General features: G+C 67.2%; 20 protein-coding genes and 3 tRNA genes. 5 read left to right on the top strand and 18 right to left on the bottom strand.

What is annotated here, in order from left to right; genetic code table 11:
- Positions 1–26: 26 nt before the first annotated feature.
- The 10 genes from OG927_RS19625 to OG927_RS19580 form a co-directional block, all read right to left on the bottom strand.
- A complete protein-coding gene (locus tag OG927_RS19625; protein WP_056796644.1) occupies positions 27–3,926 on the bottom strand; it encodes a DNA-directed RNA polymerase subunit beta' in 3,900 nt (1,299 codons plus the stop codon).
- Positions 3,927–4,055: 129 nt separating this feature from the next.
- A complete protein-coding gene (rpoB, locus tag OG927_RS19620; RefSeq protein ID WP_056796647.1) occupies positions 4,056–7,541 on the bottom strand; it encodes a DNA-directed RNA polymerase subunit beta in 3,486 nt (1,161 codons plus the stop codon).
- Between the two features lie 600 nt (positions 7,542–8,141).
- Complete coding sequence (gene rplL, locus OG927_RS19615; protein WP_056796650.1) at positions 8,142–8,525, bottom strand: 50S ribosomal protein L7/L12; 384 nt, start codon at positions 8,523–8,525, stop codon at positions 8,142–8,144.
- Positions 8,526–8,611: 86 nt separating this feature from the next.
- A complete protein-coding gene (gene rplJ, locus OG927_RS19610; protein ID WP_056796653.1) occupies positions 8,612–9,175 on the bottom strand; it encodes a 50S ribosomal protein L10 in 564 nt (187 codons plus the stop codon).
- Positions 9,176–9,469: 294 nt separating this feature from the next.
- On the bottom strand, positions 9,470–10,375 hold the full coding sequence (locus OG927_RS19605; protein ID WP_124281398.1) for a LolA-like protein: 906 nt from the start codon (positions 10,373–10,375) through the stop codon (positions 9,470–9,472).
- Between the two features lie 120 nt (positions 10,376–10,495).
- Positions 10,496–11,218 carry a 50S ribosomal protein L1 gene (gene rplA / locus OG927_RS19600; RefSeq protein WP_056796660.1) on the bottom strand — a complete coding sequence of 241 codons (723 nt, stop codon included), beginning with the start codon at positions 11,216–11,218 and terminating at the stop codon, positions 10,496–10,498.
- Between the two features lie 82 nt (positions 11,219–11,300).
- Positions 11,301–11,735, bottom strand: a complete 435-nt coding sequence (gene rplK, locus OG927_RS19595; protein ID WP_024494105.1) for a 50S ribosomal protein L11 — start codon at positions 11,733–11,735, stop codon at positions 11,301–11,303.
- Positions 11,736–11,911: 176 nt separating this feature from the next.
- Positions 11,912–12,820 carry a transcription termination/antitermination protein NusG gene (nusG, locus tag OG927_RS19590; protein ID WP_330320553.1) on the bottom strand — a complete coding sequence of 303 codons (909 nt, stop codon included), beginning with the start codon at positions 12,818–12,820 and terminating at the stop codon, positions 11,912–11,914.
- A gap of 74 nt (positions 12,821–12,894) precedes the next feature.
- Positions 12,895–13,182: a preprotein translocase subunit SecE gene (secE, locus tag OG927_RS19585; protein ID WP_056796664.1), complete on the bottom strand. Its 288-nt coding sequence runs from the start codon at positions 13,180–13,182 to the stop codon at positions 12,895–12,897.
- A gap of 106 nt (positions 13,183–13,288) precedes the next feature.
- Positions 13,289–13,361: transfer RNA gene (locus OG927_RS19580), tRNA-Trp, on the bottom strand.
- Positions 13,362–13,575: 214 nt separating this feature from the next.
- Here OG927_RS19580 and OG927_RS19575 point away from each other — a divergent pair.
- Complete coding sequence (locus OG927_RS19575) at positions 13,576–14,802, top strand: pyridoxal phosphate-dependent aminotransferase (RefSeq protein ID WP_056797746.1); 1,227 nt, start codon at positions 13,576–13,578, stop codon at positions 14,800–14,802.
- Positions 14,803–14,927: 125 nt separating this feature from the next.
- Positions 14,928–15,941 carry an adenosine deaminase gene (locus tag OG927_RS19570; protein WP_330320552.1) on the top strand — a complete coding sequence of 338 codons (1,014 nt, stop codon included), beginning with the start codon at positions 14,928–14,930 and terminating at the stop codon, positions 15,939–15,941.
- Between the two features lie 368 nt (positions 15,942–16,309).
- Here OG927_RS19570 and OG927_RS19565 read toward each other — a convergent pair whose 3' ends face one another.
- The 6 genes from OG927_RS19565 to OG927_RS19540 form a co-directional block, all read right to left on the bottom strand.
- Positions 16,310–17,365, bottom strand: a complete 1,056-nt coding sequence (locus tag OG927_RS19565; protein ID WP_330320551.1) for a UDP-N-acetylmuramate dehydrogenase — start codon at positions 17,363–17,365, stop codon at positions 16,310–16,312.
- Between the two features lie 335 nt (positions 17,366–17,700).
- A complete protein-coding gene (locus OG927_RS19560; protein ID WP_056796675.1) occupies positions 17,701–18,129 on the bottom strand; it encodes a MaoC family dehydratase in 429 nt (142 codons plus the stop codon).
- The gene (locus OG927_RS19555) at positions 18,129–18,581 is read right to left on the bottom strand and encodes a MaoC family dehydratase N-terminal domain-containing protein (protein ID WP_056796679.1); all 453 of its coding nucleotides are present in this window, start codon (positions 18,579–18,581) and stop codon (positions 18,129–18,131) included. The genes OG927_RS19560 and OG927_RS19555 overlap by 1 nt, the downstream gene beginning before the upstream one ends.
- 106 nt (positions 18,582–18,687) lie before the next feature.
- On the bottom strand, positions 18,688–18,852 hold the full coding sequence (rpmG, locus tag OG927_RS19550; protein ID WP_003956487.1) for a 50S ribosomal protein L33: 165 nt from the start codon (positions 18,850–18,852) through the stop codon (positions 18,688–18,690).
- 89 nt (positions 18,853–18,941) lie between these two features.
- A tRNA-Met gene (locus OG927_RS19545) sits at positions 18,942–19,014 on the bottom strand.
- 45 nt (positions 19,015–19,059) lie between these two features.
- A tRNA-Thr gene (locus tag OG927_RS19540) sits at positions 19,060–19,132 on the bottom strand.
- Positions 19,133–19,443: 311 nt separating this feature from the next.
- On the opposite strand from OG927_RS19540, the gene OG927_RS19535 reads away from it, so the two are divergent.
- From OG927_RS19535 to OG927_RS19525, 3 genes are all read left to right on the top strand, one after another.
- Positions 19,444–20,706 (top strand): amidohydrolase family protein, encoded by a 1,263-nt coding sequence (locus tag OG927_RS19535; RefSeq protein ID WP_330320550.1) that lies wholly within the window; start codon positions 19,444–19,446, stop codon positions 20,704–20,706.
- Positions 20,707–20,740: 34 nt separating this feature from the next.
- Entirely contained in the window at positions 20,741–21,397 is a 657-nt protein-coding gene (locus OG927_RS19530; protein WP_124281401.1) for an SDR family oxidoreductase, read from the top strand.
- Positions 21,398–22,042: 645 nt separating this feature from the next.
- Positions 22,043–23,632, top strand: a complete 1,590-nt coding sequence (locus tag OG927_RS19525) for a hypothetical protein (protein WP_330320549.1) — start codon at positions 22,043–22,045, stop codon at positions 23,630–23,632.
- 52 nt (positions 23,633–23,684) lie between these two features.
- Here OG927_RS19525 and OG927_RS19520 read toward each other — a convergent pair whose 3' ends face one another.
- Positions 23,685–24,341, bottom strand: coding sequence for a YdcF family protein (locus OG927_RS19520; RefSeq protein WP_330320548.1), 657 nt, complete (start codon positions 24,339–24,341; stop codon positions 23,685–23,687).
- Positions 24,338–25,132, bottom strand: a complete 795-nt coding sequence (locus OG927_RS19515; RefSeq protein WP_330320547.1) for a GntR family transcriptional regulator — start codon at positions 25,130–25,132, stop codon at positions 24,338–24,340. Before OG927_RS19515 ends, OG927_RS19520 begins: the two co-directional genes overlap by 4 nt.
- Positions 25,133–25,517: the final 385 nt, after the last annotated feature.

Here is a 25,517-nt window from a genome sequence, read left to right as displayed (position 1 = left end):
CCCTTCGGTCGTATCAAGCGACTCGCTTACTGGTTGTACGGACCGTAGTCGTAGTCCTCCAGCGGAACGGCCTGGCCGGAGCCCGTGCCGAACGGCGAGTAGTCGATGTCGTCGTAGCCGACGGCCGAGTACATCGCGGCCTTGGCCTCCTCGGTCGGCTCGACCCGGATGTTGCGGTAGCGGGACAGACCCGTACCGGCCGGGATGAGCTTACCGATGATGACGTTCTCCTTGAGGCCGATCAGGGAGTCCGACTTGGCGTTGATCGCCGCGTCGGTCAGAACCCTGGTCGTCTCCTGGAAGGACGCCGCCGACAGCCACGACTCGGTGGCGAGCGACGCCTTGGTGATACCCATCAGCTGCGGACGGCCGGAGGCGGGGTGACCGCCCTCGGTGACCACACGACGGTTCTCGACCTCGAACTTCGACCGCTCGACGAGCTCGCCCGGCAGCAGCTCCGCGTCGCCGGACTCGATGATCGTCACGCGGCGCAGCATCTGCCGGATGATGATCTCGATGTGCTTGTCGTGGATCGACACGCCCTGCGAGTTGTAGACCTTCTGGACTTCGCCGACCAGGTGGACCTGGACCGCGCGCTGACCGAGGATCCGCAGCACGTCGTGCGGGTTCGTGGCACCGACGGTGAGCTTCTGGCCCACCTCGACCGCGTCGCCCTCGCCGACCAGCAGACGGGCACGCTTGGAGATCGGGAACGGCGTCTCCTCGCTGCCGTCGTCCGGCGTGACGACGAGCTTCTTGGTCTTCTCGGTCTCCTCGATCCGGACCCGGCCCTTGGCCTCCGAGATCGGGGCGACACCCTTGGGCGTACGGGCCTCGAAGAGCTCGACGACTCGGGGCAGACCCTGCGTGATGTCGTCACCGGCCACACCACCGGTGTGGAAGGTACGCATCGTCAGCTGGGTACCGGGCTCACCGATGGACTGGGCGGCGATGATGCCGACCGCCTCACCGATGTCGACCAGCTTGCCGGTGGCGAGCGAGCGTCCGTAGCAGAAGGCACAGGTGCCGACCGCGGACTCACAGGTCAGGACCGAGCGGGTCTTGACCTCCTCGACGCCGGCGCCCACGAGGGCGTCGATCAGGACGTCACCGAGGTCGACGTTGGCAGGCGCGATGACCTTGCCGTCGATGACGACGTCCTCGGCGAGCATGCGGGCGTACACCGAGGTCTCGACGTCGTCCGTCTTGCGGAGGACACCGTCGGCACCCTTGACCGCGATCTTCAGCTTGAGGCCGCGGTCGGTGCCGCAGTCCTCCTCGCGGATGATGACGTCCTGCGAGACGTCCACCAGACGACGGGTCAGGTAACCCGAGTCGGCGGTACGCAGGGCGGTGTCCGCCAGACCCTTACGGGCACCGTGCGTGGAGATGAAGTACTCCAGAACGGTGAGGCCCTCACGGAAGGACGCCTTGATGGGACGGGGGATCGTCTCGTTCTTGGCGTTCGACACCAGACCACGCATACCCGCGATCTGACGCATCTGCATCATGTTTCCTCGGGCACCCGAGTCGACCATCATGAAGATGGGGTTCGTCTTCGGGAAGTTCGCGTTCATCGCCTCGGCAACCTCGTTGGTCGCCTTGGTCCAGATCGCGATGAGCTCCTGCGTGCGCTCGTCCTTGGTGATCAGACCGCGCTCGTACTGCTTCTGGACCTTCTCGTCCTGCTCCTCGTAGCCCCTGACGATGGCCTTCTTGGCCTCGGGGACGACGATGTCGGCAACAGAGACGGTGACCCCGGAACGGGTCGCCCAGTGGAAGCCCGCGGCCTTCAGGTTGTCGAGCGTCGCCGCCACGATGACCTTGGGGTAGCGCTCGGCCAGGTCGTTGACGATCTCGGAGAGCTGCTTCTTGCCCACCGAGTAGTCGACGAACGGGTAGTCCTCGGGCAGCAGCTCGTTGAAGAGCGCGCGGCCCAGGCTCGTACGCAGCCGGAAGGTGTCACCCGGCTGGTACTCGGGCTCGCCCTCCTCGGCGACCGGCGGCACCCAGCCACGCGGGGGCATGGTGCCCACCGGGAAGCGGATGTCCACCTGTGCCTGGAGCGAGAGCTCGCGGGCGTCGAAGGCCATGGTCGCCTCGGCCGTGGAACCGAACGCCCGGCCCTGACCGATGACCTTGCGCTCCTCCTCGTCCGTGGTGAGGAAGAACAGGCCCAGCACCATGTCCTGGGTCGGCATGGTGACGGGACGACCGTCGGCCGGCTTCAGGATGTTGTTCGAGGACAGCATCAGGATGCGGGCCTCGGCCTGCGCCTCCGCGGAGAGCGGAAGGTGCACGGCCATCTGGTCACCGTCGAAGTCCGCGTTGAACGCGGTGCAGACGAGCGGGTGGATCTGGATGGCCTTGCCCTCGACCAGCTGGGGCTCGAAGGCCTGGATGCCGAGGCGGTGCAGGGTGGGCGCACGGTTCAGCAGCACCGGGTGCTCGGCGATGACCTCTTCGAGGACGTCGTACACGACGGTGCGGCCACGCTCGACCATGCGCTTGGCCGACTTGATGTTCTGCGCGTGGTTCAGGTCCACCAGGCGCTTCATCACGAACGGCTTGAAGAGCTCCAGCGCCATCGCCTTCGGCAGACCGCACTGGTGCAGCTTGAGCTGCGGACCGACGACGATCACGGAACGCGCGGAGTAGTCCACGCGCTTGCCGAGGAGGTTCTGACGGAACCGGCCCTGCTTGCCCTTCAGCATGTCGCTGAGGGACTTCAGGGGACGGTTGCCGGGACCGGTGACCGGGCGACCGCGGCGGCCGTTGTCGAACAGCGCGTCGACGGCCTCCTGCAGCATCCGCTTCTCGTTGTTCACGATGATCTCGGGGGCACCGAGGTCAAGGAGACGCTTGAGGCGGTTGTTGCGGTTGATCACACGGCGGTACAGGTCGTTCAGGTCGGAGGTCGCGAAGCGGCCACCGTCCAGCTGCACCATCGGACGCAGGTCCGGCGGGATGACCGGCACGCAGTCGAGCACCATGCCCTTGGGCTTGTTGCTGGTCTGCAGGAACGCCGAGACGACCTTGAGGCGCTTCAGCGCACGGGTCTTCTTCTGGCCCTTGCCGGTCCGGATGATCTCGCGGAGGCGCTCGGCCTCCTCGTCGAGGTCGAAGGACTCCAGGCGCTTCTGCAGGGCAGCGGCGCCCATGCAGCCGTCGAAGTACGTGCCGAAGCGGTCACGCAGCTCGCGGTAGAGCAGCTCGTCGCCCTCGAGGTCCTGGACCTTGAGGTTCTTGAAGCGGCTCCACACCTCGTCGAGGCGGTCGATCTCGCGCTGCGCACGGTCGCGCAGCTGCTTCATCTCACGCTCGGCACCTTCGCGCACCTTGCGGCGCACGTCGGCCTTGGCGCCCTCGGCCTCGAGCTCGGCCAGGTCGGTCTCGAGCTTCTTGGCGCGGTTCTCGAGGTCCGAGTCGCGACGGTTCTCGACCTGCTGGCGCTCGACGGAGACGTGTGCCTCCAGCGACGGGAGGTCGCGCGTGCGGCGCTCCTCGTCGACGAACGTGATCATGTACGCGGCGAAGTAGATGACCTTCTCGAGGTCCTTCGGCGCGAGGTCCAGCAGGTATCCCAGGCGCGACGGGACACCCTTGAAGTACCAGATGTGGGTGACGGGAGCGGCAAGCTCGATGTGGCCCATGCGCTCACGGCGCACCTTGGCGCGCGTGACCTCGACGCCACAGCGCTCACAGATGATGCCCTTGAAGCGGACACGCTTGTACTTGCCGCAGTAGCACTCCCAGTCCCGGGTCGGACCGAAGATCTTCTCGCAGAAGAGTCCGTCCTTTTCGGGCTTGAGCGTGCGGTAGTTGATGGTCTCCGGCTTCTTCACTTCGCCGTGGGACCAGGTCCGGATGTCGTCCGCGGTGGCAAGGCCGATCCGCAGCTCGTCGAAGAAGTTGACGTCGAGCACTTGTCGTCAATCCCTCTTTCGGGGGTTCGAGCCCCCTCGCTTCACGCGAGAAATCGGGGCACTTCAGCAATGGTCTGAACGGGTCCGGGGAGAGCCGGCCGGATCACTGGGATCCGGCCGGCCAACCCGTCAGACCTCTTCGACGCTGCTCGGCTCTCGCCGGGACAGGTCGATACCGAGCTCCTCCGCCGCGCGGAAGACGTCCTCGTCCGTGTCGCGCATCTCGATGGACATGCCGTCCGAGGACAGCACCTCCACGTTGAGGCAGAGCGACTGCATTTCCTTGATGAGCACCTTGAAGGACTCGGGAATGCCGGGCTCGGGGATGTTCTCGCCCTTGACGATCGCCTCGTAGACCTTCACGCGGCCGGTCACGTCGTCGGACTTGATCGTCAGCAGTTCCTGGAGGGCGTATGCGGCGCCGTAAGCCTCAAGGGCCCACACCTCCATCTCGCCGAATCGCTGCCCACCGAACTGCGCCTTACCACCCAGCGGCTGCTGCGTGATCATGGAGTACGGGCCGGTCGAACGGGCGTGGAGCTTGTCGTCGACCAGGTGGTGCAGCTTGAGGATGTACATGTAGCCGACCGAGACCGGCTCGGGGAACGGCTCGCCGGAGCGGCCGTCGAACAGGTTGGCCTTGCCCGAGGGCTGGACCAGCCGGTTGCCGTCGCGGTTCGGGATCGTGGCCTCGAAGAGACCGGTGATCTCGTCCTCGCGCGCACCGTCGAAGACGGGCGTGGCGACGTTGGTGCCGGGGGCGACCTGGTCGGCGCCGATGCTCTGCAGGCGCTTGGCCCACTCGTCACCGAGGCCGGAGACGTCCCAGCCGCGGCTGGCGAGCCAGCCGAGGTGGATCTCCAGGACCTGTCCCGGGTTCATTCGGGACGGGACACCCAGCGGGTTGAGGATGATGTCGACCGGGGTGCCGTCCTCCAGGAACGGCATGTCCTCGATCGGCAGGATCTTGGAGATGACGCCCTTGTTGCCGTGACGGCCGGCGAGCTTGTCACCATCGGTGATCTTGCGCTTCTGCGCGACGTAGACGCGCACCAGCTGGTTCACGCCCGGCGGCAGCTCGTCGCCCTCTTCGCGGTCGAAGACGCGGACGCCGATGACCTTGCCGATCTCGCCGTGCGGGACCTTGAGCGAGGTGTCACGCACTTCGCGCGCCTTCTCACCGAAGATCGCACGGAGCAGGCGCTCCTCCGGGGTCAGCTCGGTCTCGCCCTTGGGCGTGACCTTGCCGACGAGGATGTCACCGGCGACGACCTCGGCACCGATACGGATGATGCCGCGCTCGTCGAGGTCGGCGAGGACCTCTTCGGAGACGTTCGGGATGTCCCGGGTGATCTCCTCCGGGCCGAGCTTGGTGTCACGGGCGTCGACCTCGTGCTCCTCGATGTGGATCGAGGAGAGGACGTCGTCCTGCACGAGGCGCTGCGACAGGATGATCGCGTCCTCGTAGTTGTGACCCTCCCACGGCATGAACGCCACGAGCAGGTTCTTGCCGAGCGCCATCTCACCGTTCTCGGTGGCCGGCCCGTCGGCGAGGACCTGGTCCTCGATGATCCGGTCGCCCTCGGAGACGACGACCTTCTGGTTCACCGAGGTGCCCTGGTTGGAGCGCGAGAACTTGGCGATGCGGTACGTGGTGTACGTGCCGTCGTCGTTCGTGACGGTGATGTAGTCCGCGGAGACCTCCTGGACCACACCGTCCTTCTCGGCCTTCAGGACGTCACCGGCGTCGGTGGCGCAGCGGTACTCCATGCCGGTGCCGACGAGCGGCGCCTCCGACTTGATGAGCGGCACCGCCTGACGCATCATGTTCGCGCCCATGAGGGCACGGTTGGCGTCGTCGTGCTCCAGGAAGGGGATCATCGCGGTCGCGACGGACACCATCTGGCGCGGCGAGACGTCCATGTAGTCGACGTCGTCACCGGGGATGTAGTCGACCTCTCCGCCACGACGGCGGACGAGGACGCGGGGCTCGGTGAACCGCATGTCCTCGGAGAGCGTCGCGTTCGCCTGGGCGATCACGAAGCGGTCTTCCTCGTCGGCGGTGATGTAGTCGACCTCGTCGGTGACCCGGCCGTCGACGACCTTGCGGTACGGCGTCTCGATGAAGCCGAACGCGTTGACGCGGCCGTACGAGGCGAGCGAACCGATCAGGCCGATGTTCGGGCCTTCAGGGGTCTCGATCGGGCACATGCGTCCGTAGTGGGACGGGTGCACGTCACGGACCTCGAAGCCGGCCCGCTCACGGGAGAGACCACCCGGGCCGAGCGCCGACAGACGGCGCTTGTGGGTGAGACCCGACAGCGGGTTGTTCTGGTCCATGAACTGGGACAGCTGGCTGGTGCCGAAGAACTCCTTGATGGAGGCGACGACCGGCCGGATGTTGATCAGGGTCTGCGGCGTGATCGCCTCGACGTCCTGGGTCGTCATGCGCTCACGCACGACGCGCTCCATACGGGCGAGACCCGTACGGACCTGGTTCTGGATGAGCTCGCCGACGTTGCGCAGACGACGGTTGCCGAAGTGGTCGATGTCGTCGGTCTCGACGACGATCGAACGGCCCGACTCACCGACGGTCTCGAGCTCACCGGCGTGCAGCTTCACCAGGTACTTGATGGTCGCGATGATGTCGTCGCTGGTGAGGACACCGGCGTCGAGCGGCTCGTCCGCGCCGAGCTTCTTGTTCACCTTGTAGCGGCCGACCTTCGCGAGGTCGTAGCGCTTCGGGTTGAAGTAGAGGTTCTCGAGCAGCGTCTGAGCGGCCTCGCGCGTCGGCGGCTCGCCGGGACGCAGCTTGCGGTAGATGTCGAGCAGCGCGTCGTCCTGGCCCTGGGTGTGGTCCTTCTCCAGGGTGGCGCGCATGGACTCGTACTCGCCGAACTCCTCGAGGATCTGCTCGGTGGTCCAACCGAGAGCCTTGAGGAGGACGGTGACGGACTGCTTGCGCTTGCGGTCGATGCGGACACCGACCATGTCGCGCTTGTCGATCTCCATCTCCAGCCAGGCACCCCGGGAAGGGATGATCTTGGCGGAGAAGATGTCCTTGTCGGACGTCTTGTCGATGGAGGAGTCGAAGTAGACACCCGGCGAGCGGACCAGCTGCGACACGACGACACGCTCGGTGCCGTTGATGACGAAGGTGCCCTTGTTGGTCATGAGCGGGAAGTCGCCCATGAAGACCGTCTGGGACTTGATCTCGCCGGTCTCGTTGTTGGTGAACTCGGCCGTGACGAAGAGCGGCGCGGCGAACGTGAAGTCGCGCTCCTTGCACTCGTCGATGGAGTTCTTCGGGGGCTCGAAGCGGTGGTCGCGGAACGTGAGCGACATCGACCCGGAGAAGTCCTCGATCGGCGAGATCTCCTCGAAGATCTCTTCCAGGCCGGACTTGGTGGGGACGTCTTGTCCGCTGTCCAGAGCAGCCTCGACGCGAGCCTTCCAGGCGGCATTGCCGAGGAGCCAGTCAAAGCTCTCGGTCTGCAGCGCGAGGAGGTTCGGAACCTCGAGGGGCTCCCTGATCTTTGCAAAAGAGATGCGCAGCGGGGCGGTGCTGGCACCGTTGTTCGTATTCGAGGTCGAGGCGTTGCGCGAGGCGGCCAAGAGGGGGTCCTTCCGAGGGCTCGGACTCACTACGCGCGTACCGGCCCCAAGCCGCACACAGAGACAGAAATCCCAAGGTCAGGGAATAATCGGTCATCGATGCTAGGCGTGGGCATGCCCCTGGTGACGGGCAGGAGGCAGCTAACAGGCAGCGCAAAGGGTCAGTGTAGCCAAACGCCACACTGATGTCCAGTCGGGGTTCTCAGAGACCCACGTTGCTCTCAACAGCTGTTCTCAACACCTATGAATAGCCCTCGCGCGGTGTGCGCTCTTCTTTACTGCCCTCTTCGCTCTCGATCCATGCCTCGGATGCGGATCGAGATGACGACGCGTCCTGAGAATTGCGCGCCGCGTGCGGTTCGTCAAGGCCCCGAGGCCGGGACGGATCCCCGGCGATCTTCACCTGGGCCCCCAGGACGGCTGTTGACGCCCCCTGGGAGACGCACAGCGAAGATCACCCTACTCGTCGCCGCCGGAAGATCAAGGCAGCCGCCCGGGGTACGCCAGAGGGCGACCACCCGGATGGGTGATCGCCCTCTGCGATGTGACATCCCCGCCTTGCGGCAGGGACGGTCCTGAGGAGTCAGATGACTCGCAGGGTCACTTGACCTCGACGGAGGCGCCGGCGCCCTTGAGGGACTCGGCAGCCTTCTCGGCGGCCTCCTTGGCGACCTTCTCGAGGACGGGCTTCGGGGCGCCGTCCACGAGGTCCTTGGCCTCCTTGAGGCCCAGCGAGGTCAGCTCACGCACGACCTTGATGACCTGGATCTTCTTCTCGCCGGCACCCGTGAGGATGACGTCGAACTCGTCCTGCTCCTCGACGGCCTCGGCGGCCGGGCCGGCGCCCGCGGGACCGGCAACGGCGACCGCGGCGGCGGCGGTGACGTCGAACTTCTCCTCGAACGCCTTAACGAACTCGGAGAGCTCGATGAGGGTGAGCTCCTCGAACTGGGCGAGCAGGTCTTCCTGGCTGAGCTTCGCCATGATGGCGTCCTTCCACTAATTCGGCAGGTGCCGGATGTATTTGTAGGCGGGCGTACGGGCCCGCTGCGAGCCGGTGGAGCGGAGTGTTACTCCGCCACCTCGGCGTCGGCGGGAGCCGGCGTACCGGCACCGCCCTGCTCGGCCTTCTTGGCGCGAAGCGCTTCCGCGGTGCGGACGAACTTCGACGGCAGAGCCTGGAAGAGCTGCGCAGTCTGCGTCTGCTTGCCCTTCATGGCGCCGGCCAGCTTGGCGAGCAGAACCTCGCGGGACTCGAGGTCCGCGAGCTTCTTGATCTCATCGGCGGACAGCGCCTTACCGTCAAGGACACCGCCCTTGATGATGAGGTTGGGGTTGTCCTTGGCGAAGTCACGAAGACCCTTCGCCGACTCCACCGGGTCACCGGTGATGAAGGCAACCGCCGTCGGACCTGCGAACAGGTCGTCCAGCGTGTCGATCCCGGCCTCGTTGGCCGCAATCTTGGTCAGCGTGTTCTTCACCACGGCGTACTGGGCGTTCTCACCGAGCGAACGACGCAGCGTCTTGAGCTGCGCCACGGTGAGACCCCGGTACTCGGTCAGCACAGCGGCGTTCGAGCTGCGGAACTGGTCCGTCAGCTCGGCTACCGCGGCAGCCTTGTCGGGCCTTGCCATGAGCGTCGGCCTCCTTCCGGGTGATGAGGACCGCTCAGAAGGGGCCGGGAAAGACGAAACGCCCCGGCGCAGGCGCCAGGGCGTAGCTCGACCGGATCAGATCCGGGAGCTTTCCACAGTCACCTGCGCAGGTCGTCCGTTCTCGACGGATCCTTCGGTCACCGTCCCTCTTGCGAGAGCGCGGTAACGACCAGCGGTCTTTGGCTTCCTGTGGAGAGTACGCGACCGGGGCCGCGCCGAGCAAATCCGTCCCGGTTCGACCGGTGCGGGAGGTTTGGGAGAGGCCGACCAGGGTCAGGAGGCGCCGGCGGTGCTGCCCTGCTGCTTCAGGATGTCCTTGAAGTCGACCGTGTCACCGGCCGCGGGCTTCTCCACCGCCACCGCGGTGCCGTAGTCGCTGTAGAAGACCGTCGAATTGAGCTCGCCGGTCTTCGTCTCGCCCCGCTCGGTCTTCTTGACCAGCAGGTTGTCCTGGTCGACCCAGATGTCGACCGTCTCGGTCGTGATCCCGAGCTGTTCCAGCTGCTTCTTGAAGTCCGCGAGCTGCCCCGCGTCGAGCGCCGAGTTCTCCGCGGTCAGCTCCGCCACGTCGACCGTGCCGGAGTAGTGGGTCGTGGCGACACCCCGTACGTCCTCCTGGCCGACCTTCTTGACGTCGCCGGAGGCCAGTAGCGCGTTCACCCCCTGCTGCGGGGTGCTGTTCTGCATCTGCTCCCTCATGACCTCGCCGGAGGCGCCCGCCAGCTCGGCCAGATCCGCGTAGCCGTACCGGATCCAGTGCTTGCCGCCCACGTTCGCCGCGAAGGCGTCGCCCATGTTGGCGTAGTACTCGTCCTTCAGGTAGCGGGCCCGCATCGTGCCGTCACCGCCGGCCTGCTTCAGGGCGTCCCCCATCGTGCCCCCGGTGTACGTGATCTCCAGCGCGCCGGTGATCCCGTCCGTCCAGTCGATGGCACCGGACTGCTTCATGGACATGCTGCTGCCCATCACCGTGGTGCCCTCGACCCTGGCCGACTCGGCGCCGCCCGTCTCCTTCTGCACCAGGCGCAGGGCCGCGACGGCCTGGGTGCTCACCGCACCGCCGCCGTCCGCACCCGAGGAGCCCGCGGAGCCGTCCGGCCCGCCGCAGGCCGCCACCGATATCAGGGCCGCTGCCGCGGCCAGTGAGACCCCCGCACGCCGCACCGTATTGATCGTCATGGATCGCTCCACCCCTTGCTCGGCGATTGGTTCTACGGATACGAGGACGGGCCCCGCACCTCGAAAGGTTGCAGGGCCCGTCACATGCCGAGAAAACGGCTACCGCGTGAGCACGGATGCTCAGACGGAGGCCGGGTCCTCCTCGACGAGGAGGTTGCGCACGCGGTTGGAGTCCAGCGGAATGCCGGGGCCCATCGTCGTGCTCATGGTCGCCTTCTTGATGAAGCGGCCCTTGGCGGCGGACGGCTTCAGACGGAGGATCTCCTCCAGCGCCGCGCCGTAGTTCTCGACCAGCTTGGTGTCATCGAACGACGTCTTGCCGATGATGAAGTGCAGGTTCGAGTGCTTGTCGACGCGGAACTCGATCTTGCCGCCCTTGATGTCGTTGACAGCCTTGACGACATCGGGGGTGACGGTGCCGGTCTTCGGGTTCGGCATCAGACCACGCGGACCGAGCACACGGCCGAGGCGGCCGACCTTGCCCATGAGGTCCGGCGTGGCGACGACGGCGTCGAAGTCCAGACGGCCCTTCGCCACCTCGTCGATGAGCTCGTCGGCGCCGACGATGTCGGCGCCCGCGGCTTCCGCGGCCGCAGCACGGTCACCGGTCGCGAAGACCAGGACCCGGGCGGTCTTGCCGGTGCCGTGCGGGAGGTTCACGGTGCCACGGACCATCTGGTCGGCCTTGCGCGGGTCGACACCCAGGGCAAACGCGACCTCGACGGTGCTGTCGAACTTCGTGGAGGCGGTGTCCTTGGCGATACGGACGGCCTCGAGCGGGGCGTACTGGCGCTCCCGGTCGATCTTCGCGTCCGCAGCGCGGAGGTTCTTGCTGCGCTTCACTTCTACTCCTGTTGTTTTCAGAGTGTGGAGTCGTGGTGCGGACCAGCGCTTGGTCCTACCACTGTGGGGCTACGGGGCTGACTCAGCCTTCGACCGTGATGCCCATGGAACGGGCGGTGCCAGCGATGATCTTCGACGCGGCGTCGAGGTCGTTGGCGTTCAGGTCGGGGAGCTTCGTCGTGGCGATCTCGCGCACCTGGGCAGCCGTGAGCTTGGCGACCTTGGTCTTGTGCGGCTCGCCGGAGCCCTTGTCCACACCCGCGGCCTTGAGGATCAGCTTGGCGGCCGGCGGAGTCTTCGTGATGAAGGTGAAGGAGCGGTCGTCGTAGACCGTGATCTCCACCGGCACGACCATGCCACGCTGCGACTCGGTCGCGGCGTTGTAGGCCTTGCAGAACTCCATGATGTTGACGCCGTGCTGGCCCAGTGCGGGGCCGACCGGCGGCGCCGGGTTGGCCGCACCGGCGTTGATCTGGAGCTTGATAAGCCCCGTGACCTTCTTCTTCTTGGGAGGCATTGCTCTCTCCGGGTCCTAGTGAGAGTGTTTCGCCGCCATTCCGGTCATCCGGATGGAGGCATACCGCACAACGATAACGGGTATAGCTGCGCGACCAAAAACCGAGCAGGTCAGACCGGCTGCGAAGCCTGTCTGACCTGCTCGGTAGGCATGTGTCCAGAAGTCGGCGGAAAGCGTCAGTTCTTCTGGATCTGGTCGAAGCTCAGCTCGACCGGGGTCTCGCGACCGAAGATCTCGACGAGGCCCTTGACCTTCTTCGAGTCGGCGTTGATCTCGTTGATCGTCGCCTGCAGCGTCGCGAACGGGCCGTCGGTGACGGTGACCGAGTCGCCGACCTCGAAGTCCAGCACCTGGACCTCGACCTTGCGGGCCGGAGCCGGCTTGCCCTCGGCCTCGGCAGCCTCGCGGGCCGCCTTCTCCTCGGCCTCGGGGGCGAGCATCTTGACGATCTCGTCCAGAGTCAGCGGGTACGGGTCGTAGGCGTTGCCCACGAAGCCGGTGACGCCGGGCGTGTTGCGGACAACACCCCAGGACTCGTTCGTCAGGTCCATGCGCACCAGGACGTATCCCGGGAGCTTGTTCTGACGGACGTTCTTCCGCTCACCGTTCTTGATCTGGACGATCTCTTCCTCGGGCACCTCGGCCTGGTAGATGAAGTCCTCGACGTTGAGCGAGACGGCGCGCTGCTCCAGGTTGGCCTTCACGCGCTTCTCGTAACCGGCGTACGTGTGGATGACGTACCACTCGCCGGGAAGTCCGCGCAGTTCCTCGCGCAGGGCGGTGACGGCGTCGACGGGAGCGGCCGGCTCGGCCTCTTCCTCGTCGGACTCGGAGGCGTCCTCGTCCTCTGCGGACTCGTCCTCGGTGTCCTCGTCGGACTCGGCGGCCTCCTCGGCCTCCGCCTCCTCGTCGGACTCGACGTGCACGGCGTCCTGCTCGGCGGGCTCACCGTCGGCGGCGTCAGCAGCTTCGACCTGGTCCGGGGCCACGGCATCCGCCGCCTCGACGATGTCGAGCTCGTCCTCGGCGGACTCGACGGCGCTCGCCGTGGGCTCGGCGTCGTCGTTCAGGTTCGGGTCAGACACGATGGCTGCTTCTTCCTGGATACAAATGGGTGGAACATGCGAAAGGGGCGCCGGTGAGGCGCCCTCCGCGGGGATCAGCCGAAGACGTACTTGATGACCCGCGCAAATCCGAAGTCGATCACGGTGACGAGACCGATCATGACTACGACGAAGACGATCACCACGGCCGTGTACGTCGTCAGCTGGCTGCGCGTCGGCCATACGACCTTGCGCAGCTCGGCGACGATCTGGCGGTAGAAAAGCGCGAGACGGCCCAGAGGGCCCTTCTTGCCGCGCTTGCCGCCCTTCCGAGACTTCTTCTTCGACTCGGGGGCTTCGTCCTCGGCATCAGGCATGTCGATGGAGCCCACGGCGTCCGTCACGCTACTCACCTGATTCCGGGTCATGGCCGTGCCGCGCCCGGTGGAGCCGCACGGCGGTGCATTGAAGTACGTACATGCGCACACATCCTGGCGAAGGAGTGTGTAGCAGGGCCGGAGGGACTTGAACCCCCAACCGCTGGTTTTGGAGACCAGTGCTCTACCAATTGAGCTACGACCCTTTGTGGTTTCCACCAACCTACCGCATCCGCCCCGGTGGGCCGGGTGGGAAAACGGTGTGGCTGATGAAGGCCAACGACAGGTGAGTGTACGTGCTCAGCGGCGCTGCGTCGAACAGACAACTACCGACCGCTCCTGTCCGCATGCTGTCCGAGTGCTGTCCGGTCCCTGAAACCCCTGTGCCGACGGCATTTCGGGTCTGCGAGCATGGGGGGCATGAGCGCTGCAACTTCTCCGTCCGAGCGCCGGGTCTCGGCCCGCATCGGTGCGATCTCCGAGTCCGCCACCCTCGCCGTCGACGCCAAGGCAAAGGCCCTCAAGGCCGCCGGGCGCCCGGTGATCGGCTTCGGCGCCGGCGAGCCCGACTTCCCGACCCCCGGCTACATCGTCGACGCCGCGATCGAGGCGTGCTCCAACCCGAAGTACCACCGCTACACCCCGGCGGGCGGGCTTCCCGAGCTCAAGGCCGCCATCGCAGAGAAGACGCTGCGCGACTCCGGCTACGAGGTCGAGCCGTCCCAGGTCCTGGTGACCAACGGCGGCAAGCAGGCCATCTACGAGGCCTTCGCCGCGGTCCTCGACCCGGGCGACGAGGTCATCGTCCCGGCGCCGTACTGGACCACCTACCCCGAGTCCATCCGTCTCGCCGGCGGTGTCCCGGTCGAGGTGGTGGCCGACGAGACCACCGGGTACCGGGTGTCCGTCGAGCAGTTGGAGGCCGCGCGCACCGAGCGCACGAAGGTCGTCCTGTTCGTCTCGCCGTCCAACCCGACCGGTGCCGTGTACAGCAGGGCCGACACCGAGGCGATCGGCCGCTGGGCCGTCGAGCACGGCCTGTGGGTGCTGACCGACGAGATCTACGAGCACCTGGTCTACGGGGACGCGGAGTTCACGTCGCTCCCGGCGATCGTGCCCGAGCTGCGCGACAAGTGCATCGTGGTCAACGGTGTCGCCAAGACCTACGCGATGACCGGCTGGCGGGTGGGCTGGATCGTCGGCCCGAAGGACATCGTGAAGGCCGCGACCAACCTCCAGTCGCACGCCACCTCCAACGTCAGCAACGTCGCGCAGGTCGCGGCGCTGGCCGCCGTCTCCGGCCCGCTGGACGCGGTCGCGGAGATGCGCACCGCCTTCGACCGGCGCCGCCGCACGATCGTGCGGATGCTCAACGAGATCGACGGCGTGTTCTGCCCCGAGCCCGAGGGTGCGTTCTACGCGTACCCGTCGGTGAAGGAGCTGCTCGGCAAGGAGATCCGCGGCAAGCGCCCGGCCACCTCCGTCGAGCTCGCGGCCCTCATCCTGGACGAGGCCGAGGTCGCCGTCGTCCCGGGCGAGGCCTTCGGTACCCCCGGTTATCTGCGGCTGTCCTACGCCCTGGGCGACGAGGACCTCGCCGAGGGCGTCTCGCGGCTCCAGAAGCTGCTGGGCGAGGCGCGCGACTGATCCGCCCGCTCCCCGAGTGAGTGAGTGGCCCCCGGCTCCGGCCGGGGGCCATTTCTTTGTTCGAGAGGTAACTCAGGAAGGGAACCGGCTACCGCGACACGCACCGCATGCGGCAAGATCCTTCAATGGAGCGTGACGTAAGGCTGTTGCCCAAGGCCCACCTGCACCTGCACTTCACCGGGTCGATGCGGCCCACGACCCTGCTCGAACTGGCGGACAAGTACGGGGTCCGCCTGCCCGAGGCGCTCACCGGCGGTGAACCGCCCCAGCTACGGGCCACCGACGAACGCGGCTGGTTCCGCTTCCAGCGCCTCTACGACATCGCCCGGTCCTGCCTCCGCTCCCCCCAGGACATCCAGCGGCTCGTGCGCGAGACCGCCATGGAGGACGTCGCGGACGGCTCCGGGTGGCTGGAGATCCAGGTCGATCCCACCTCGTACGCCCCGCTGCTCGGCGGTCTGATCCCGGCCATCGAGATCATCCTGGACGCCGTGGACAGCGCGTCCCGCGAGACCGGGCTCGGGATCCGGGTCGTGATCGCGGCGAACCGGATGAAGCACCCGCTGGACGCCCGGACGCTCGCCCGCCTCGCCGTGCGGTACGCGGACAGCGGGGTCGTCGGCTTCGGGCTCTCCAACGACGAGCGCCGCGGCCTGGCCCGCGACTTCGACCGCGCCTTCGCCATCGCCCGCGAGGGCGGCCTGTTCGCGGCCCCGCACGGGGGTGAGCTCGCCGGCCCCTCCAGCGTCCGGGACTGCCTGGACGACCTGGGCGCGGGCCGGATCGGGCACGGCGTGCGGGCGGCCGAGGACCCGAGGCTGCTGCGCAAGCTCGCGGAGCGGGGGGTGACGTGCGAGGTCTGCCCGGCCTCCAATGTGGCACTCGGCGTCTACGAGAAGCCCGGCGACGTACCCCTGCGCACTCTGTTCGACGCAGGCGTCCCGATGGCGCTCGGAGCGGACGACCCACTGCTCTTCGGCTCGCGGCTGGCCGCGCAGTACGACCTCGTACGCCGTCATCACGCGTTCACGGACGAGGAGCTGGCCGAGCTGGCGCGGCAGTCCGTACGCGGGTCGGTGGCGCCCGTCGACGTACGCGAGAGGCTGCTGGGCGGCATCGACGCGTGGCTCGCCGGCTGATTCCGCCCAACGGGGTGCGGGCGGCCGACGCGGTGGAGTCCTCCGTCGGCCGCGAGGGCGCCCTCGGGCCATGGCGCGCGGCCGGCTACGGGCGCCGGCAGCAGGGACGGGGCGGCGCGGGTATCGGTGTCCGCGCGGAGGGGGCGCGCCCGCTGTCCGGCGCGCTGAGGTCGCTGTCCGGCGCGCCGGTGGTCAGCTGTTCGGACCGCCGGTGGTACGGCGCGTGCCCGTCATCCGGTGCGCGGAGGGGTGTGGAGCCCTTGGACCGGCTGACGCGGCCCGTGCCGTGCTCCCGCTGACCGACGATCCTGCGGAGGCGGAGCGGGGCGCGGCCCCCGCCCCGCTGTTCCGTTCGTCCGGCCGTACCGCTACAGGCTGACGCCGACCGTCACCGGTTCGTTGACGAGGGTGACCCCGAAGGCCTCGTGGACCCCGTCGACGACCTCGCGGGCCAGGGCCAGCAGGTCCTCGGTGGTCGCTCCGCCGCGGTTGGTGAGGGCGAGTGTGTGCTTGGTGGAGATGCGGGCCGGGCCCGTGCCGTATCCCTTGGTGAAGCCGGCCTTGTCGATGAGCCAGGCGGCGGAGGTCTTCGTGCGGCCCTCTCCGGCGGGGAAGGCGGGGGGTGCGGTGTCCTCGCCGAGGCGGTCCCTGACGCGCGCGAGGAAGGCGCTGTGCTCCGCCTCGTCGAGGATCGGGTTGGTGAAGAAGGACCCCGCCGACCACGTGTCGTGGTCCTCCGGGTCGAGCACCATGCCCTTGCCGGCCCTCAGCCGCAGAACGGCTTTGCGGGCGTCGGCGACGGGAACGCGGTCGTCCTGTCCGACACCCATGGCACGGGCCGTCTCCGGGTAGCGCAGGGGTGCGGACTGCCCGTCCGCGTCCTCCAGCCCGAAGCGGACACGGAGCACCACGAAGCGATCGGGTTCCGCCTTGAAGCGGCTGTGTCGGTAAGAGAAGGCGCACGCGTCGTTCGGGATCGTGACCGTCTCACCGGAGCGCCGGTCGTAGGCGACGACCTCGGTGATGACCGAGGACACCTCCTGCCCGTAGGCGCCGACGTTCTGGATGGGGGTCGCCCCGGCCGATCCGGGAATTCCGGCGAGGCACTCGATGCCCGCCAGGCCCGCCTCGACCGTGCGGGCGACCGCGTCGGCCCACGGTTCGCCGGCTGCCAGTTCCAGCGTCGTACCGGAGAGCTCGAAGCCCCGGGTGGCGATGCGCACGGCGGTCCCGTCGAAGCCCTTGTCCCCGATGACCAGGTTGGACCCGCCGCCGATGATCAGCAGCGGGGTGCCGCTCGCGTCGGCTTCACGCACGGCGGCGATCACCTCGGCATCGGTGGTGGCCGTCAGGAGGCAGTTGGCGGGGCCGCCCAGCCGGAAGGTGGTCAGGGGGGCGAGGGGGGCATCGTGGAGTTCCTGCACGGGGACAAGAGTACGGTCCGCGGCCCCGCCGCTCGGGCGGGGCCACGGACCGCAGGGGCGCGGAGGGCCTGCCGGGGAGCCCTCACCCGGCCTGCGGCGCACCGCACGGAGAGGAAGGGGAGGCCCGCGCGGCGACTCCGGGAGCGCCGCCGGCCTCCACGGAGCGCTGTCGGCGGCGGAGGCGATGCCCGCTCCCCCGGCCCCACGCGGCGAAACACCCGGCCGGCGGCGGGGACGGGCTTCGCCGCGACGACCGTGGACGCCCGCCACGGACGACGAAGGGGCGCCTCCCGAAGGAGACGCCCCTCACCGCCGGTCGTGACCGGCTCCGGCCCTCAGGCCAGCCGGACCACGGCGCGGGACATGCCCAGCACCTTCTTGCCGTCGCTCATCGCCGTCAGGTCCACCCGCACCAGGTTGTCGTCCAGCTTCGCGGCGACCTTGCCGCTGACCTCGACCACCGCGCCCGTGTCGTCGTTCGGCACGACGACCGGCTTGGTGAACCGCACGCCGTACTCGACGACCGCACCCGGGTCCCCGGCCCAGTCCGTGACCACGCGGATCGCCTCGGCCATCGTGAACATGCCGTGCGCGATCACATCGGGCAGCCCGACCTCACGTGCGAACTTCTCGTTCCAGTGGATCGGATTGAAGTCCCCCGATGCGCCCGCGTACTGCACCAGCGTCGCCCGGGTCACCGGGAACGACTGCGCCGGCAGCTCGGTGCCGACCTCGACGGCCGCGTACTCCACAGTCGCCGTCATCACGCCTCCTCGGCGGCACGCGCCACCAGCTTCGTCCAGGCGGTCACGACGTGCTCGCCCGACTCGTCGTGCACCTCGCCGCGGACGTCCAGGATGTCGTTGCCCGCCATGGACTTGACGGCATCGATCGTCGAGGTGACCGTCAGCCGGTCCCCCGCCCGCACCGGGCGTTTGTACGCGAATTTCTGGTCACCGTGCACCACACGGCTGTAGTCCAGACCCAACTGCGGATCCTGGACCACCTGACCTGCTGCCTTGAATGTGATGGAGAAGACGAACGTGGGCGGAGCGATCACGTCCGCGTGCCCCAGAGCCTTGGCGGCCTCCGGGTCCACATAGGCGGGGTGGGTGTCACCCACCGCCTCCGCGAACTCACGGATCTTCTCCCGGCCGACCTCGTACGCCGGGGTGGGCGGATAGGTCCGCCCCACGAAGGACTGGTCGAGCGCCATGAGCTCGCTACCTCCTGATGAAAAGTCGAAAACAGGGCGAGGAACAACCCAATACAACGACACGAGGCCGCCCCCAGTGGGGACGGCCTCGTGCACGAGCCTGTTTTTAGCGCGTTTCGCGGTGCGCAGTGTGCGAGTTGCAGCGCGGGCAGTGCTTCTTCATCTCAAGACGGTCCGGGTTGTTACGCCGGTTCTTCTTGGTGATGTAGTTCCGCTCCTTGCACTCCACGCAGGCCAGCGTGATCTTCGGGCGGACGTCGGTGGCAGCCACGTGAGTGCTCCTTGGACGGACGGATGGACGGATGAACGCAAAAAAGAGTAGCCGATCGAAGGACCGACCCCACAATCGGCTACCGTTAGTAGCGGTGACCGGACTTGAACCGGTGACACAGCGATTATGAGCCGCTTGCTCTACCGACTGAGCTACACCGCTTTGATGACGAGCTTCCCCGCCGAAGCGGGGTCACCCGATCACCAGAGCCCCAATGCGGAATCGAACCGCAGACCTTCTCCTTACCATGGAGACGCTCTACCGACTGAGCTATTGGGGCGAGCGAGGAAGACATTACACGCTCTGTCGCCGATCGCCCAAATCCGTTTCCGCGGCCCCCGCCCGGCCCGTGATCCACCTCCCGGGAGACCTCGGTCGAGGTGCCCTGATCAGGCCGTTGATCAGGTCCAATGCCACCTGGTCGAGCCGCCCCGCGCCCCCGCCGCCGAGTCCGGGAGACCCACCCTCCCCGCAGGCCCCACAGGGCCACATTCGTACGACTATTCCGCTCCTCCGTCGGACGCGTCGGACCCCGCAATAGGCTCGGCCCACTCTGCGTGACGTGATCTTGCACCCCCTCCCAGGAGCGCGATGCCCGAAAGCCCGCCGCGGCGGCCCGACAACGGCGAAACCGCCCCCGGCGCCCCGGCCGGCACGTCGGCGCTCCTGCTCTGCGGGGTCCGGCTCACCGACGGGCGCACGGTCGACGTCCGGATCCACGGGCCGCTCATCGAGGCGGTCGGCACCGCGGGCAGCCTCACCACCCGGGGCACACGCCTGGACCTGCGCGGCTATCTGCTGCTCCCCGCCCCCGCCGAACCCCACGCACACGGCGACACGGCGCTCACCGCCTCGGCCGCCGGCCCCGTCTCCCACCGCCCCGAGGACGTCCGGCGCCGCGCGACCGAGGCCGCCCTCCTCCAGCTCAGCCACGGGGCCACCGCCCTGCGCGCCCACGTGCGCGTCGGGGACGTGCAGGGCCTCGCCTCCCTCGAAGCCGTCCTGGCGGCCCGCCGCTCCCTGCGCGGACTCACCGACGTCTCCGCCGTCGCCGCGCCCCGGCTGCTCACCGGTGTGGCGGGGGCGGAGGGCCTCGCCGTGCTCCGGGACGCGCTGGACATGGGCGCGGGCGTCATCGGCGGCTGCCCCGACCTCGACCCCGACCCGTCCGGCTACGCGGAGGCGGTGCTGGGCCTCGGCGCGGAACGCGGCCGCCCGGTCGACCTCCACACGGACGCCGACGACCCCGTACGACTGGCCCGGCTCGCCGCCATGGCGGGCGGGCTCCGCCCCCGCGTCTCCCTGGGGCCCTGTGCGGGCCTCTCCCGGCTCCCCGGCGACGCGGCGGCCCGTGCCGCCGACCGTCTCGCCGCCGCGGCCGTGACGGTGATCTGCCTCCCCCAGGGCGGCTGTTCCGGTGCGCGGCTCCGCGGTACCCCTCCGGTGCGCCTCCTGCGGGCCGCCGGAGTGCGGGTCGCGGCGGGCAGCGGCGCCCTGCGCGACACCGCCAACCCGGTGGGCCGCGGTGACCCCCTGGAGGCCGCCTACCTCCTGGCCTCCCGGAGCGGGCTCACCCCCGAGCACGCCTACGAGGCCGTCTCCACCACCGCGCGGGCGGTCATGGGCCTGCCCGACGTCCGCGTCGAGGCCGGCTTCCCCGCCGATCTCCTCGCCGTACGCGGGGACCAGCTCTCCGGGGCGCTCTCCCTCGCGTACAGCAGGATCGTGGTGCACCGGGGGCGGGTGGTGGCGCGCACCAGCGCCGTACGCGAGTACTGCGACTCGGAGGCCGTCGCCGCCCTGGACCTCCCCCGCCAGGGACGCGCCGATTCCGGCCCGGGCGGCAGCCCTTGAGCACGAGCGCGCGCTCGGGCGTACGGTCGGAGGCATGCGCATTGTCATTGCAGGTGGACACGGTCAGATCGCACTACGACTGGAACGGCTGCTCGCCGCCCGCGGCGACGAAGCGGTGGGCATCATCCGCAACCCGCAGCAGAGCGAGGACCTCCGGGCCGCGGGCGCCGAGCCCCTCGTCCTGGACCTCGAATCGGCCTCGGCCGAGGAGGTTGCCGAGGCCCTGCGCGGCGCGGACGCGGCGGTCTTCGCCGCCGGTGCCGGCCCGAACAGCGGTACGGAACGCAAGGGGTCGGTGGACCGCGGCGCGGCCGTGCTGTTCGCCGACGCGGCGGAGCACGCGGGCGTGCGCCGGTACATCGTCATCTCCTCCATGGGTGCCGATCCCGACCATCCCGGCACCGAGGTCTTCGACGCGTACCTGCGGGCCAAGGGCGAAGCCGACGCGTACGTACGCTCCCGGGCAGCCCTGGCCTGGACGGTCCTGCGCCCCGGCATGCTGACGAACGACGCCGGCACGGGCCAGGTCCTGCTCCAGGCCTCGACGGGCCGCGGCCCGGTCCCGCGCGACGACGTGGCGGCGGTCCTGCTGGAGCTGCTGGACACCCCGGCGACGGCGGGCCTGACGCTGGAGCTGATCTCGGGGAACGTGCCCGTGACGGTGGCCGTGAAGGACGTGGCCGGGAACTGACCTCCGGCCGGGCCGACACCGTCGGCCCGGCCACCGGAGAACGAGAGAGCCCCCGACCAGATGTACTGGTCGGGGGCTCTGTTCGCGTGGCGGCGCCAGGGTTCGAACCTGGGTGGGCTGAGCCGGCAGATTTACAGACCGCGCAGGCCACCCCCTCTGAGCTGCAATTTCCCGCTAACCCACCTCAGTAGCCCCAGGCTCACCCCGCACGGCTTGATGCCCACTGCAGCCAACAGGTTTACAGCGGGCTCCGCGTACCCGCATGACCTGCTGATTCCTTTGCGGACCGCGCCGTTGGGGGACACCTGGGGAAGTCAGGATGGCCACTGCCGCAGTGACGCAGGAGTCTCTGGCGAACTGCCCGCTCAGGGGTCGTGGTCAGCCAGTCCCCCCGTAGACGGCCCATGGACCTGTGGGACCGGAGAGTTGCCTGCAGTCATCCGGCGGAAGTCCGTACAGACCACCCGCTCCGTTAAGCCCCGCAATCTCCTGGCTCCACCGGCGTCACACGGCCCTCGCCCTCACCGCCCGGTTACGAAGCGGTTCCTTCCGGCATAGCCCCACGTGCTTGCCTGTCACGCCCAATCTGTTCCCTCCCACTCATTTACATGGCATTGAGGGGTGCACCAGCCCTATGATGCGCGCATGGAGAAGCTACGGCATTTCTACGGCAACACTTTCATGGAGTACTGCCTAAACCTATCGACTGACGAGTTCTCAGACAGAAGGATCCAATTCACTAACCAGCAAAACGAGGTCATCGAAGCCCTACAAGCGACCATTCGAGGCATCGAGGCCCACTCCGGCGATGAAACAATTCGCCGATTCAATCTAGCCGCAACTCTTTCCTACAGCGAAAGTCATGGATCTAGCCCCGCAAATGCCTGGCGGCTCCATTGTGGCGGCGAAATCCCCACCATTCAAAGCGATGATTCGCTAGAGATGAATCTGCTACTCCTGGGTGTCGACACTTACCCTCAACTCCTCCTCCCAAACGCCTCGGGCGATGATCGCATGCCTTTCACGGGAGTAATGACATTCAACAATCCAAATCACCGCAGAACAGTGAAGGAAATTCTGCTAGATCGAGATCTACACCGACTCTTTCCCGGAGTAACAGATTCTGAAAGTTACCAAGGGGACGGAATCGACATCACATCCGAGGTAATTTGGTCCAATGGTAGCGGCGGCGGCCTGCAACTCGCCATGCTGCCCGAAAGCATAATCCGCTACTCAACATTGCGCCTGCGTGATCCGTCAACGCTTGAACAATTTCTTAACGCATTGCGGAATGCATTGACCTTGGCTCGTACGCTTGCACGAAAAAAGGAAACAGCCATCCCCGGCCTCATCGGCATGGCGCACATTGAGCTATCCAACACTCCCATGATCGAATTCGAGGGTGGGGAAATTAGAAAGCCGTCCAGTCGGGACAGCCAATGCCTCATGGGCGCCGAGCATGTGACCGCAATTCTAGAGGTTTCTGCCCCAATCAAATTGCTAAGCATCCGTGGCCCCAGTTCGACTGCAGGCGACTCCCACAATGCAGATCACTGGGCCCGCTGGGACACGCACCAGTCAGATTTCGAAAAGCACCGCAGAAAATTCAGGCGGACGGTTGACCTTGCGCGACTGGCACTGCTGCTTTCGTCGCCTGCCGAAAAGTACATTGCACCAACCGAAGTAGCATCAACGGTCCTTAATCCTCTGGCGTATGGAATGAGTGTCGGCGTAAGCCACCTTCGCAACCCAGTCTCCATGTTTGGCTCTTGCGCCCTTGATGAGGAAGTGGCTCGGAGTGTCCAGGCATGGTCACTGCGACTTACCGAACATCCCCCTAAGCTCGACATGACCATGCGGCGCCTTCTGTCTTCGGTATCCAGTCGACTTTCCCCGATGGATGCATTCGTGGATGCCGTAGTCTGCTGGGAGAATATGTTTGGCACTGGGGAGGGTGAGGTAGTGTTCCGGCTTTCTGGGGCGCTGGCGCATCTCCTGCAACCAAACGATCGCGCAGCCAGAAAAGAGCTCTTCGACGAGGTGAAGAGTCTGTATTCCATCCGGAGTAAACTCGTGCATGGCGCAGCAGAACCGAGCGATCAAGACGCCATCGGTCACATGAATCGCTCCATTGACATCGCCATGCAAGCCCTGTCTAAACTCTATGATCATCCAGAACTTTTGAAAGCCAACGATTCGAGCGTAAGAGGAAGAATGATTCTCATCGGAAGCTGATGGGCACTCCGCACGCAGGTGGTCTTTCCGAAAATTCGACGAGATTGCGGGTTTATGATTTCTCTGAAATCAGACGAGTTGTGAAGCCCGCCGAGATTAGCCGTTCGTACGCGGCAGTGATCTCGTCCGGCACTTCCTGCTCGATCGCGAAGCCACGCACTGGATAGATCAGCAGTCGCTGTAGTGTCCCGACCAGCATGTCAAGCACCATTCGACTGTCCCCGATGGAATCGGTGTAGTGGTCGAACGCCATCGGCATCGATGCGCTCACGACCTCGACCTCCGGCCACAGCTTTCGCGTTGTCGCGTAAGCGCGCCGCTCCTCGTAGGGCTTGCTGATCAGCAGCACGGACGCGACATCCACTCCCGCCCCGTCGAGCAGAAGCCTCGAAAGTTGGATGTTCTCTCCGGTGTTGCGTGCCTTCGACTCGACGAGTACGGCTGAACTAGGGACTCCAAGGTCTAGCGCACGATCGCGGTAGTGCACGGCCTCCCCGCGCGGCATGCGCTCCCGTGTCGTAGGACTCGTGGCGCCGGTGAAGACGATGAGGGGAGCCATGCCGCGCTTGTAGAGGTCTGCCGTCGTGTCGGCCACACCCAGGTCGTGGCTGCCCAGGCCGATCGCCACCGAGCAGGGCCGCAGCTCGTGGTGCATCTGGTGGTAGTCCCACAACACCCGTGCGTCTGCCCAGGACTGCTCTGAGATCACCGCTCCACCTTTCCGCCCTGCGCCGAGTCGGGCACCTTGAAGTCGTACTCCCACGCGAAGCGGGACGCCGCGTGGACGCCGATCGCGAACTCGACCACCGTGTCGTCCGCCGTGAACGTGGTGCGGTGCAGCTCGACTACCCATTCGCCGGCGGCCAGCTGCAGGAGCTTCACCTCGTCGGACGTGGGCACGCGCGCGAAGAGCTGCTCCTTCATGTGGTCGATCTCGTACCCCGCGTCGTACAGGACACGGAATCCCCCACCGCGGCCGGCGGGACCCGGCGTGGGGTCGACGATGCGCGTACCCTCGACGTGCTCGGGCCGGTAGTAGCTGGTCAAGGTGTGTGTGGGCTGGTCGCCCTCCTTCACCAGGCGAGCTCGCGCGTAGACATCCGCACCAACCGGTAGGCCGTGTGCCTCCGCTACGGCCGACGGCGCCTCGATGAGAGAGACCGTCTGCGTCTGATCTCCCCGGCGGTAGGCCCGGCCTGTGGCTACCCGGTCGGCAATGAACGCCACCTGGTCGCCGTCGCGCCACTTCGCCTTGTCGTAGCGCGCAACGCCGAGTCGCTTCAGCGGCGTCTGCTGTCGCACTACCGTCCCGTGCCCACGCGATGACGCGACCAGCCCTTCGGCCTCCAGCGCCTTGTACGCCGCGTGAACCGTGGACTTTGAGCCCTCGCCAGCCTCGACGAGCTCTCTGATGTGCGGCAACTGCTGACCAGGGGCGTACTCGCCCGACCTGATCCGAGCAGCCAGCGTGTCTGCGAGCTCCCGCCACTTCGGTGCCATTCCAGCCTCCTCTCGACCTGTCCAGTCAAACACAGTCCCAGGACTGTTGACAGTCCTGGGACTGTGGGTGCATTGTCTCACTAGCGGTCACGCAGTCCCAGGACTACAACTCTCGGGGTCTTATCTGCGTGCCTGCTCGCACCGCCCGGAGGGCTCCGTGAAACGGGTCCAAAGGAAGCGGCCGTTCTTTGAGAACTGAACAGCGTGCCAAGGATTCGCCGCCTCTCCTGTGCCCCAAGCAGGCGGCAGCACGGGACACCGTCCCGTGTGCTCAACCGCGCTACTCAACCACTTCGCAGCGCCCACGACCGCTGCGACCGGTTGCCTCCTCCGCCCGTCCGGACCCTTTCGGGTGCCGTACGGGCGGGGCTGAGGGGAGCCGGGG

Source organism: Streptomyces clavifer, assembly GCF_036345975.1.
Lineage (GTDB): Bacteria > Actinomycetota > Actinomycetes > Streptomycetales > Streptomycetaceae > Streptomyces > Streptomyces clavifer.
This window is presented reverse-complemented; position numbering and strand designations above follow the sequence as displayed.

Bases quoted from the DNA above. Each gene is read 5' to 3' on its own strand.
- OG927_RS19555 (WP_056796679.1), bottom strand. From the start codon at position 18,581: ATGGCGCTCGACCAGTCCTTCGTGGGGCGGACCTATCCGCCCACCCCG.
- OG927_RS19515 (WP_330320547.1), bottom strand. From the start codon at position 25,132: ATGGCACCGAAGTGGCGGGAGCTCGCAGACACGCTGGCTGCTCGGATC.
- OG927_RS19530 (WP_124281401.1), top strand. From the start codon at position 20,741: ATGCGCATTGTCATTGCAGGTGGACACGGTCAGATCGCACTACGACTG.
- OG927_RS19535 (WP_330320550.1), top strand. From the start codon at position 19,444: ATGCCCGAAAGCCCGCCGCGGCGGCCCGACAACGGCGAAACCGCCCCC.
- OG927_RS19575 (WP_056797746.1), top strand. From the start codon at position 13,576: ATGAGCGCTGCAACTTCTCCGTCCGAGCGCCGGGTCTCGGCCCGCATC.
- OG927_RS19525 (WP_330320549.1), top strand. From the start codon at position 22,043: ATGGAGAAGCTACGGCATTTCTACGGCAACACTTTCATGGAGTACTGC.
- OG927_RS19560 (WP_056796675.1), bottom strand. From the start codon at position 18,129: ATGACGGCGACTGTGGAGTACGCGGCCGTCGAGGTCGGCACCGAGCTG.
- OG927_RS19605 (WP_124281398.1), bottom strand. From the start codon at position 10,375: ATGACGATCAATACGGTGCGGCGTGCGGGGGTCTCACTGGCCGCGGCA.
- rplL (WP_056796650.1), bottom strand. From the start codon at position 8,525: ATGGCGAAGCTCAGCCAGGAAGACCTGCTCGCCCAGTTCGAGGAGCTC.
- OG927_RS19570 (WP_330320552.1), top strand. From the start codon at position 14,928: ATGGAGCGTGACGTAAGGCTGTTGCCCAAGGCCCACCTGCACCTGCAC.
- rplJ (WP_056796653.1), bottom strand. From the start codon at position 9,175: ATGGCAAGGCCCGACAAGGCTGCCGCGGTAGCCGAGCTGACGGACCAG.
- rplK (WP_024494105.1), bottom strand. From the start codon at position 11,735: ATGCCTCCCAAGAAGAAGAAGGTCACGGGGCTTATCAAGCTCCAGATC.